The organism is uncultured Megasphaera sp., assembly GCF_900539295.1.
GTDB lineage: Bacteria > Bacillota > Negativicutes > Veillonellales > Megasphaeraceae > Megasphaera.
In genome coordinates, this window is record NZ_UQBH01000042.1 from 1 (window position 1) to 10,767 (window position 10,767).

At 50.0% G+C, this 10,767-nt stretch carries 8 protein-coding genes and 1 pseudogene; all 9 read left to right on the top strand.

Annotated elements, in window-relative coordinates; all coding sequences use genetic code 11:
* Positions 1 to 182 (top strand): annotated as a pseudogene (gene tuf / locus QZQ46_RS10300) (elongation factor Tu); the annotation flags it as partial.
* A 193-nt stretch (positions 183 to 375) separates the two neighbouring features.
* Positions 376 to 1,260, top strand: coding sequence for a mechanosensitive ion channel family protein (locus tag QZQ46_RS10305; RefSeq protein ID WP_296829696.1), 885 nt, complete (start codon positions 376 to 378; stop codon positions 1,258 to 1,260).
* A gap of 233 nt (positions 1,261 to 1,493) precedes the next feature.
* Positions 1,494 to 3,014 carry an L-lactate permease gene (locus tag QZQ46_RS10310; RefSeq protein WP_296829711.1) on the top strand — a complete coding sequence of 507 codons (1,521 nt, stop codon included), beginning with the start codon at positions 1,494 to 1,496 and terminating at the stop codon, positions 3,012 to 3,014.
* Between the two features lie 531 nt (positions 3,015 to 3,545).
* Entirely contained in the window at positions 3,546 to 5,099 is a 1,554-nt protein-coding gene (gene pct / locus QZQ46_RS10315; RefSeq protein ID WP_296829698.1) for a propanoyl-CoA transferase Pct, read from the top strand.
* A 22-nt stretch (positions 5,100 to 5,121) separates the two neighbouring features.
* On the top strand, positions 5,122 to 6,036 hold the full coding sequence (locus QZQ46_RS10320; RefSeq protein WP_296829702.1) for a VOC family protein: 915 nt from the start codon (positions 5,122 to 5,124) through the stop codon (positions 6,034 to 6,036).
* A 25-nt stretch (positions 6,037 to 6,061) separates the two neighbouring features.
* Complete coding sequence (locus QZQ46_RS10325) at positions 6,062 to 6,838, top strand: acyl-CoA dehydratase activase (protein ID WP_296829705.1); 777 nt, start codon at positions 6,062 to 6,064, stop codon at positions 6,836 to 6,838.
* A 21-nt stretch (positions 6,839 to 6,859) separates the two neighbouring features.
* Complete coding sequence (locus tag QZQ46_RS10330) at positions 6,860 to 8,146, top strand: 2-hydroxyacyl-CoA dehydratase subunit D (RefSeq protein ID WP_044502859.1); 1,287 nt, start codon at positions 6,860 to 6,862, stop codon at positions 8,144 to 8,146.
* Positions 8,146 to 9,264, top strand: coding sequence for a 2-hydroxyacyl-CoA dehydratase subunit D (locus QZQ46_RS10335; RefSeq protein ID WP_296829708.1), 1,119 nt, complete (start codon positions 8,146 to 8,148; stop codon positions 9,262 to 9,264). Before QZQ46_RS10330 ends, QZQ46_RS10335 begins: the two co-directional genes overlap by 1 nt.
* 186 nt (positions 9,265 to 9,450) lie before the next feature.
* Positions 9,451 to 10,599: an acyl-CoA dehydrogenase gene (locus QZQ46_RS10340; protein WP_044502857.1), complete on the top strand. Its 1,149-nt coding sequence runs from the start codon at positions 9,451 to 9,453 to the stop codon at positions 10,597 to 10,599.
* Positions 10,600 to 10,767: the final 168 nt, after the last annotated feature.

The window sequence follows — 10,767 nt, forward strand, 5'->3', positions numbered from 1 at the left end:
CAACGGACGTAACGGGCGTCATCCAGCTTCCGGAAGGCACTGAAATGTGCATGCCCGGCGATAACGTCAAAATGGACGTCGAACTGATCACTCCAATCGCTATCGAAGCCGGTCTCCGTTTCGCTATTCGTGAAGGCGGCCGTACCGTTGGTGCCGGCGTCGTCTCCGAAATCGAAGGCTAATCACCATAGACACAGCAGGTACGCAGGTATCTGTTAATTGAAGCTATAATAGCTGTGAGTTTTCTCCGGCTGTTATAGCTTCTTTTTTTGTTCCTCAAAGGGGAGCATCCGGTCGTTTTTCATGATATAATAATGGCACATAGTTTTATAATTTGCTTTTTTTCTATATGTGCGTACACAGGAGGTACTGTCTATGAATCTTGCTGCCAATACGGTCCAGGCTGCCAGCACCGTCCGGGCTGACGTTAATGACCAGGTTACGGAAGGGGTTACAGCCTTGGGGAAATTCAATGATTTCGTAGTGAACTATGCTCCGGACATCATTGCTGCCATCATCATTTTTATCATCGGCCGCTACATCGCCGGTATGATTAAAAAATTGGCTGTCCGCATGATGTCCCATGCTAATTATGACCATACGGTCATTACCTTTGTCAGTCAAATTATTTACTACGCCTTCATGGCCATCGTCCTCTTGTCGGCCCTCAACAAGCTGGGAATCCCGACGAATTCCTTCTTAGCAGCCTTCGGTGCCTTTGGTTTAGCCGTCGGTTTGGCTCTTCAGGGCAACCTGTCAAACTTTGCGTCCGGCCTGTTGATTTTAGTCTTTAAGCCTTTTAAAGCCGGTGACTGGATCGCTGTCGGCGGTGTAGAAGGCAGCGTCAAGGGCATTCAAATGCTGAATACGGCTATTACGACCAAGGACAATAAGACGGTATTCATCCCCAACTCGACGATTACGACGTCCCAAGTGTCCAACAGCTCCTATCAAACGGAACGGTATATCTCCTTCCTCTTCGATATCGGCTACAATAATGATCACCATAAAGCCATCGCCCTGTTGAAACAAATTTTTAAAGACGAACCGCGGATCCTCAATGCCGATGATTTGGAAATCGGAATCAAGGAATTCGGAGACAACTCTGTTCGCATTGCCGCTTATCCTAAAGTGGCCAAGGCCAATTACCTGCCCGTATTTTATGATGTCATGTCGAAGGTCAAAGATACCTTTGATGCTAACGGCATCGATATTCCCTATCCTCAGCGAGTTGTTTATATTCAAAAAGACGATGAGTGAGGGTTGATGTACCGTGAAGCTATCCCTTTTGGGATAGCTTTTTTTTATGAAAAAATAGTACGGCCAATATAAAGAGAGACTTCTCGGTCTGCTGTCTCTGATATGGTTAAAATAAATTGATTTATTCTTCCTGCTTGGTATATAATTATGTCATGTTGTTAAGGAATTGATATTTTTAAAATCAATTCTGTTTTTGAATTAAAAGCTTAGAAAAGAAAGGAAGAATCTCTATGATGGTATTTTTATTGGCATTATTACCGATTCTATGGCTTATCTTATCGCTGGGCTTCTTTAAGATGCCGGGCTTTAAGGCCTGTCCCATTGCCTTGGTACTAGCCTTGGCTGTGGCCCTGACAGTGTATCAAATGGATGGGCAAGATGCAGCTTCGGCGGCCCTGGAAGGCGTGGCCCTGGCATGCTGGCCTATCTTATTGGTTATTATCGCGGCCATTTTTACGTATAATCTCTCCGTGCATACAAAGAGTATGGATATTATCAAACATATGCTTACAACCGTCAGCAAGGACCGCCGCATCCTGGCACTTCTTATTGCCTGGGGATTCGGTGCCTTCATGGAAGGCATGGCCGGTTTCGGCACGGCCATTGCGATTCCGGCGTCGATGTTGGCGGCCCTTGGCTTCAATCCTATTAAGTCCATTCTCGTCTGTTTAGTCGCCAATTCCGTTCCTACGACGTATGGTTCCATCGGGATTCCGGCCAGTACTCTGGCCAATCTGACCGGTCTCGATCCCATTCGGCTTTCTTCCTATATTAGCCTGCAGCTGCTTCCGCTCAATCTGATTTGCCCTTTCCTCATCGTCCTTATTATTGGCGGATCCATTAAAGCCCTGAAAGGTGTCTTCCTGATTACGCTGCTGTCCGGACTGGCTTTAGCTGTACCGGAGCTCATCATTTCCTCCTTTGTCGGGCCTGAGCTGGCCGTCATGGGGGCATCGGTCGTCATCATGGCCGTCATTATCTTGTATTCCCGGTTTCAATCGAGTGAGGTGCCGGAATATACCATGGATATCCATCCGGCTCATGTCCCGCTTAAAGGGGGGCTGCTTGCCTGTCTGCCTTTTATTCTGATCTTTATCTTTCTGCTGCTGACGTCGAAGCTCGTGCCCTTTATCCATGGTCCGCTCATAGCCATTAAATCGTCGGTCTCGATTTATACCGGTGAAGGCGGTGTTCCTTATACCTTTGTATGGGTGAATACGCCGGGCATCCTTATCCTATTGGCGGCCTTTATCAGCGGCAAGGTGCAGTCCTCCGGCTTTGGTGAAATGTTGACCGTCCTCGGTCATACCATTGCAGGTCTTCGCAGTACGATCATTACCATCATTACCGTCATTGCAACGGCAAAGGTTATGGGATACAGCGGCATGACTTCAGAAATCGCGCAGACGGCTGTCAATGCGACCGGGTCCTTGTACCCGGCCATTGCGCCCCTGGTCGGGTCGATTGGTACCTTCATCACCGGTTCCGGTACGTCGAGCAACGTTTTGTTTGGCAATCTTCAGACCGATGCAGCTGTCGCTATCAATGCTGATGAAAGTTGGCTGGCTGCGGCAAATGCAGCCGGAACTTGTGCCGGCAAGATGATTTCGCCGCAGAGCATCGCCATTGCTGTCGGGGCGATTTCACTAAAGGGGAAGGACAATGAGATTTTACAGGCCATTGTGAAGGTATATATTCCGTATATCATTATTTTAGGGATAGTCGTTTATTTTGGACAGGCTCTTATTTCCTGAATCACTAGGGGAGAGGCGGGCACGATGTATGTCGTGCCCGCTTTTTTTTGATGTCTGGCAGGATCTAATTGACTATAATGTTCTTAATACGAAATATTCTAAAAACAAAATATGTACGGAAATTCACGAACCATACCTAATTATCATAAATAAAACGAGACGGTACTTTTTAATCATGCAAAATAAGGGAGACTTTTTATATTTATGATATTGATTATTGTAAAAAGAGCGATTCATATAATTTGCAGGAGAGAAGATTTAGGAGAAAACTGCTGTTGTAAAGGCGTTGTAAATTTTTAATGAGGAACGTTTACAGAATAGATTCGAGTTTTCGTATCAAAAATATTAATTCTTAAACGGAATTAATTTATAGATTATTCATTCCTAAAAATGAAGTTTCTCGACAATATTCGTTGACGTTATTAATTTTAAGTGATATCATTCTATTAAGTAATTGAGATTTAGAAAATTTTCACAAAGAATGAACGACATGACGTCGATACATTCATATCGCAGGAGGCAGTTAGGGGAATGAGAAAAGTTGAAGTCATTACGGCTGAACAAGCAGCTCAGCTAGTAAAGGATAACGATACGATTACATCCATTGGGTTTGTCAGCAGCGCCCACCCGGAAGCATTGACCAAAGCCTTGGAAAAACGGTTCTTGGAAACGAACCGGCCGCAGAATCTTACGTACATCTACGCCGGCTCACAGGGGATTCGCGACGGCCGTGCCGCCGAACACCTGGCTCATACGGGACTTTTGAAACGGGCTATCATCGGTCACTGGCAGACGGTACCGGCTATCGGGAAATTGGCAGTCGACAATAAAATCGAAGCCTATAACTTTTCTCAGGGCACCCTCGTTCATTGGTTCCGCGCCTTAGCCGGCCATAAGCTCGGCGTCTTCACCGATATCGGCTTGGAAACCTTCTTGGATCCCCGTCAGCTCGGCGGTAAGTTGAACGACGTAACCAAAGAAGACTTAGTCAAGTTGATTGAAGTCGAAGGCCATGAACAGCTCTTCTATCCTACCTTCCCCGTGCAGGTCGCATTCCTCCGCGGTACCTATGCCGATGAATCGGGCAACATTACCATGGACGAAGAAATCGGGCCTTTCGAAAGCATTTCCGTGGCCCAGGCCGTTCACAACTGCGGCGGCAAAGTAGTCGTCCAGGTCAAAGACGTCGTCGCTCACGGCAGTCTCGACCCGCGGATGGTCAAGATCCCCGGCATCTATGTCGACTGCGTCGTCGTAGCCGCTCCGGAAGATCACCAGCAGACTTACGACTGTCAGTATGATCCGTCTTTAAGCGGGGAACACCGGGCACCGGAAGGCGCTGCCGATGAAGTCCTTCCTATGAGCGCCAAGAAGATCATAGGCCGCCGCGGTGCCTTGGAACTGACGGAAAATGCCGTCGTCAACCTCGGTGTCGGCGCTCCGGAATACGTTGCCTCCGTGGCCGGTGAAGAAGGAATCGCCGATACGATTACCCTTACCGTCGAAGGCGGTGCCATCGGCGGTGTACCGCAGGGCGGCGTTCGCTTCGGTTCGTCTCGCAATGCCGATGCCATCATCGACCACACCTACCAGTTCGACTTTTACGACGGCGGCGGTTTGGATATGGCTTACCTGGGCCTGGCTCAGTGCGACAGCACGGGCAACATCAACGTCAGCAAGTTCGGCACTAACGTTGCCGGCTGCGGCGGCTTCCCGAATATCTCCCAGCAGACCCAAAACGTTTTCTTCTGCGGTACCTTTACGGCCGGCGGCTTGAAAGTTGCCGTCGAAGACGGAAAGGTCAAGATTCTTCAGGAAGGCAAGGCCAAGAAATTCATCAAAGACGTCGACCAGATCACCTTCAACGGCTCCTATGCCGCCCGAAAAGGGAAACGCGTTCTCTACATTACCGAACGCTGCGTCTTTGAATTGACCAAAGACGGACTGGCCCTCATCGAAGTCGCACCGGGCATCGATATCGAAAAGGATATCTTAGCCCACATGGACTTCAAACCAATTATTGCAAATCCCAAAACCATGGACGCCCGCATCTTCCAGGACGGCCCCATGGGACTGAAAAAATAAATCCTCTAAAGGAGACCTTACTATGAAACCAATGAGACTCCACCACGTAGGCATCGTCTTGCCGACGTTGGAAAAGGCCCACGAATTCATGCAGAATAACGGCCTTGAAATCGACTATGCCGGTTATGTCGACGCCTATCAGGCCGACCTCATCTTTACGAAATTCGGTGACTATGCAAGCCCGATTGAAATGATCATCCCGCACTCCGGGGTCCTTACCAAATTCAACGGCGGCCGCGGCGGTATCGCCCACATTGCCTTTGAAGTCGACGACGTCGAAGGTGTCCGTACAGAAATGGAAGCTAAGTGCCCGGGCTGCATGCTGGAGCAGAAAGCCGTTCAAGGAACGGACGACATCATCGTCAACTTCCGCCGCCCTTCGACCAATCAGGGTATCCTCGTCGAATACGTCCAGACGACGGCACCCATTACGGGCCGCGGCGAAGATCCTTTCGTAAAGGCCATGGGTCCTGAAAAAGGAAAGCTTCGCGAACCGTGGCATCCCATGCGGCTTCACCATATCGGCATCGTCCTGCCGACCTTGGAAAAGGCCCATGATTTCATAGAAACGAACGGCCTTGAAGTCGATTATGCAGGCTTCGTCGACGCCTACCATGCCGACCTCATCTTTACCAAGAAAGATAAAAACAGTACGCCCATTGAATTCATCATCCCTCGGGAAGGGGTATTGAAGGACTTCAATCACGGAAAAGGCGGCATTGCCCACATCGCCTTTGAAGTGGACGACGTGGAAAAGGTTCGTCAGATCATGGAAGGCCAGCAAGAAGGCTGCATGCTGGAAAAGAAGGCCGTCCAGGGAACGGACGATATCGTCGTCAACTTCCGCCGTCCCAGCACGGATGCCGGCATCCTCGTCGAATACGTCCAAACCGTTGCTCCTATCAATCGCAGCAACCCCAACCCGTTTCACAATTAAGTTTTAATGAAAAAAGGTGACTATCATGTATACTCTCGGAATCGATGTTGGTTCGTCTTCTTCAAAAGCCGTCATCTTGGAAGACGGCAAGAACATCGTCGCCCAAGCCGTCGTTGAAATCGGTACCGGTTCATCCGGTCCGGAACGGGTTTTGGACGAAGTCTTTCAAAAGACGAACTTAAAGATAGAAGATATGGCCAATATCATCGCCACCGGCTACGGCCGCTTTAACGTAGACTGCGCTAAAGGCGAAGTCAGTGAAATCACCTGCCATGCCAAAGGCGCCCTCTTTGAATGCCCGGGCACGACGACGATCCTCGATATCGGCGGCCAGGACGTCAAGTCCATTAAATTAAATGGACAGGGGCTGGTCATGCAGTTTGCCATGAACGACAAGTGCGCTGCCGGTACAGGCCGCTTCTTGGACGTCATGTCCAAGGTACTGGAAATCCCCATGTCTGAAATGGGAGACTGGTACTTCAAATCGAAGCACCCGGCAGCCGTCAGCAGTACCTGTACGGTCTTTGCGGAATCGGAAGTCATTTCCCTGCTTTCGAAGAACATTCCTAAAGAAGACATCGTAGCCGGTGTCCATCAGTCCATTGCCGCCAAGGCCTGTGCCCTCGTGCGCCGCGTCGGAGTCGGCAGTGACCTGACCATGACCGGCGGCGGTTCCCGCGATCCCGGCGTCGTAGATGCCGTATCGAAAGAATTAGGTATCCCTGTCAGAGTAGCTCTGCATCCACAGGCCGTTGGCGCCTTGGGAGCCGCTTTGATTGCTTATGATAAAATCAAGAAATAAGTCAAAGGAGAGAACAGAATCATGAGTGAAGAAAAAACAGTAGATATTGAAAGCATGAGCGCCAAGGACGCCCTTGGTTACTTCTTGCCCAAAGTCGATGAAGACGCACGCAAAGCTAAAAAAGAAGGCCGCCTCGTTTGCTGGTCCGCCTCGGTAGCACCTCCGGAATTTTGCACGGCCATGGATATTGCCATCGTCTATCCGGAAACCCATGCTGCCGGCATCGGCGCTCGTCACGGTGCTCCGGCTATGCTCGAAGTCGCTGAAAATAAAGGCTACAACCAGGATATCTGTTCCTACTGCCGCGTCAACATGGGCTACATGGAACTCATCAAACAGGAAGCTCTTACGGGCAAAACGCCGGAAGTCTTGAAGAATTCGCCGGCTTCTCCCATTCCCCTTCCGGATGTCGTCCTCACCTGCAACAATATTTGCAATACCCTCCTCAAATGGTATGAAAACCTGGCCAAAGAACTGAACGTTCCTCTCATTAACATCGACGTCCCGTTCAACCATGAATTCCCGGTTACGAAACACGCTAAACAGTACATCGTCGGCGAATTCAAACATGCCATTTCCCAGCTCGAAGAACTCTGCGGCCGTCCCTTTGACTATGAAAAATTCTTTGAAGTCCAGAAACAGACTCAGCGCTCCATCGCTGCCTGGAACAAGATTGCGACCTACTTCAAGTACAAACCGTCGCCGCTCAACGGCTTTGACCTCTTCAACTACATGGGCCTTGCCGTTGCCGCTCGTTCCTTGAACTACTCTGAAATCACGTTCAACAAATTCCTCAAGGAATTGGATGAAAAGGTTGCCAACAAGAAATGGGCTTTCGGCGACAATGAAAAATCCCGTGTTACCTGGGAAGGCATTGCCGTTTGGATCGCTCTTGGCCATACCTTTAAAGAACTCAAGGGCCAGGGCGCTCTCATGACCGGTTCGGCATATCCCGGCATGTGGGACGTTTCTTACGAACCGGGCAACCTCGAATCCATGGCAGAAGCTTATTCCCGTACCTATATCAACTGCTGCCTCGAACAGCGCGGTGCCGTTCTTGAAAAAGTCGTCCGTGACGGCAAGTGCGACGGCCTGATCATGCATCAGAACCGTTCCTGCAAGAACATGAGCCTCCTCAACAACGAAGGCGGCCAGCGCGTTCAGAAGAACCTCGGCGTACCGTATGTCATCTTCGACGGTGACCAGACCGATGCCCGCAACTTCTCAGAAGCTCAGTTCGATACCCGTGTCGAAGCTTTGACCGAAATGATGGCAGATAAAAAAGCCAGTGAAGGAGGAAATCACTAATGAGTCAGATTGATGAACTTATCAGCAAATTTCAAGAAGTATCCAACCATCCTCAAAAGACGGTTTTAAATTATAAACAGCAGGGTAAACGCCTGGTCGGCATGATGCCCTACTATGCTCCGGAAGAAATCGTATACGCTGCCGGCTGTCTCCCTGTCGGCATGTTCGGTGCCCAGAAACCGCAGATCGCTGCAGCCCGCACCTATCTGCCTCCCTTTGCTTGTTCCTTGATGCAGGCCGATATGGAACTCCAGCTCAACGGTACTTATGACTGCCTCGATGCCGTCATCTTCTCCGTACCTTGCGACACCCTGCGCTGCATGAGCCAGAAATGGCACGGCAAGGCTCCGGTCATCGTATTTACTCATCCCCAGAACCGCAAGATCCGTCCGGCTGTAGACTTCCTCAAAGCTGAATACGAACACGTCCGCGCTGAATTGGAACGCATCCTCGGCGTCAAGATTTCTGACCTCGCCATCCAGGAAGCTATCAACGTATACAACGAAAACCGCCGCGCTATGCGAGAATTCTGCGATGTTGCCGCTCAGTATCCGCAGATCTTCACGCCGGTAAAACGTCACGACGTCATCAAAGCTCGTTGGTTCATGGACAAGGCAGAACACACGGCTCTCATTCGTCAGCTCATCGATGCTGTTAAAAAAGAACCGGTACAGCCGTGGAACGGCAAGAAGGTCGTCCTCTCGGGCATCATGGCCGAACCGGATGAATTCCTCGATATCTTCAGCGAATTCAACATCGCCGTCGTCGCCGACGACCTGGCTCAGGAATCCCGTCAGTTCCGTACGGATGTACCGTCCGGCATCGATCCCTTGGAACAGCTCGCTCAGCAGTGGCAGGATTTCGACGGCTGCCCCTTGGCACTGAACCCGGACAAACCGCGCGGACAGATGCTCATCGACATGACCAAGAAATACAAAGCCGACGCCGTCGTCGTCTGCATGATGCGTTTCTGCGATCCGGAAGAATTCGACTATCCGATTTACAAACCGGAATTCGAAGAAGCCGGTGTTCGCTACACCGTTCTCGACCTCGATATCGAATCGCCGTCGCTGGAACAGCTCCGTACGCGTATCCAGGCCTTCTCGGAAATTCTCTAAGCCTTGGTTTCACTTGGGCGGGACCCCGTGAGGAGCCGGCCACAATATAACCTGTCTTCCCTGGCAGGATGCATAGCTTAAAGCCCGTTTCTAGCGGGCTTTGGGCTATCAATGTTGCTTTAAAGACGGTTTTGCCGTTTTTAAATATAAAGATATACATATAATCTTTTAGGAGGAAATTCAATCATGGATTTTAAACTTTCTGAATTACAGCAAGATATTGCCAATCTCGCAAAAGATTTTGCTGAAAAAAAATTAGCTCCTACTGTAAAAGACCGCGATGAAAAAGAAGTTTTTGACCGCGCTATCCTCGATGAAATGGGCACCCTCGGCCTTCTCGGTATTCCTTGGGAAGAAGAAAACGGCGGCGTTGGCGCAGACTTCCTCAGCCTCGTCGTAGCCTGCGAAGAAGTCGCTAAAGTAGATCCCTCCATTGCCCTCAGCTTCGAAGTACATACGATGCTCTGCTCCTGGCCGATTTGGAAATTCGGTACAGCCGAACAGAAAGCTAAATTCCTCAAACCTTTGGCAGAAGGCACGAAACTCGGCGCTTTCGGTCTGACTGAACCGAATGCCGGCACCGACGCTTTGAACGGCTCCACGGCGGCTGTTAAGAACGAAGACGGCAGCTACACCCTGACTGGCTCCAAAGTATTCAACACCAACGGCGGCGAAGCTGACATCACCGTTGTCTTCGCTTCGACGGACAAATCGAAGGGCGCTAAAGGCATGAGCGCATTCATCGTTGAAAAAGGCATGGAAGGCTTTACCTACGGCAAAAAAGAAGTTAAGATGGGTATCCGCGCTTCCGTACAGCGTGAACTCGTATTCCAGAACGTTAGAATCCCGGCTGAAAACCTCCTCGGTAAAGAAGGCGAAGGCTTCAAGATCGCTATGATGACCCTCGACGGCGGCCGTATCGGTGTCGGTGCTCAGGCTCTCGGTATCGCTGAAGGCGCTTACAACGCAGCTCTCCAGTATGCAAAAGAACGTACCCAGTTCGGCAAACCGATCGGTAAGTTCCAGGCTATCAGCTTCATGCTGGCTGACATGAAACTTAAGATTGAAACGGCTCGCCTTGCCGTTTACCAGGCTGCTTGGAAGATGGCTCAGCCTGACGTTAAGTCTTACTCCGTCGACGCTGCTATCGCTAAGAAGTACGCTTCTGACGTAGCTATGCAGGTCACCACCGATGCTGTTCAGGTCTTCGGCGGCTACGGCTTCACTCGTGAATATCCGGCAGAACGCTACATGCGTGACGCTAAGATCACTCAGATTTATGAAGGCACCAACCAGGTACAGCAGATGATCATCTCCGGTGCCATCCTCAGATAATACAGAGATTCCTAACCAGACTCTCCTCCTTTCGAAACACGTATAGAAATAGTATATAGTATGAGATAACAACCGCTTACAAAGGCCCTGCATTCGGAATAGTGCAGGGCCTTTTTTTGATATGGGGTTTACCCTGTTGAGCAGGCCACGCCTGCGAAACGATAATCC

Coding starts and splice junctions, on each gene's coding strand:
- QZQ46_RS10305 (WP_296829696.1), top strand. CDS start 376: ATGAATCTTGCTGCCAATACGGTCCAGGCTGCCAGCACCGTCCGGGCT.
- QZQ46_RS10310 (WP_296829711.1), top strand. CDS start 1,494: ATGGTATTTTTATTGGCATTATTACCGATTCTATGGCTTATCTTATCG.
- pct (WP_296829698.1), top strand. CDS start 3,546: ATGAGAAAAGTTGAAGTCATTACGGCTGAACAAGCAGCTCAGCTAGTA.
- QZQ46_RS10320 (WP_296829702.1), top strand. CDS start 5,122: ATGAAACCAATGAGACTCCACCACGTAGGCATCGTCTTGCCGACGTTG.
- QZQ46_RS10325 (WP_296829705.1), top strand. CDS start 6,062: ATGTATACTCTCGGAATCGATGTTGGTTCGTCTTCTTCAAAAGCCGTC.
- QZQ46_RS10330 (WP_044502859.1), top strand. CDS start 6,860: ATGAGTGAAGAAAAAACAGTAGATATTGAAAGCATGAGCGCCAAGGAC.
- QZQ46_RS10335 (WP_296829708.1), top strand. CDS start 8,146: ATGAGTCAGATTGATGAACTTATCAGCAAATTTCAAGAAGTATCCAAC.
- QZQ46_RS10340 (WP_044502857.1), top strand. CDS start 9,451: ATGGATTTTAAACTTTCTGAATTACAGCAAGATATTGCCAATCTCGCA.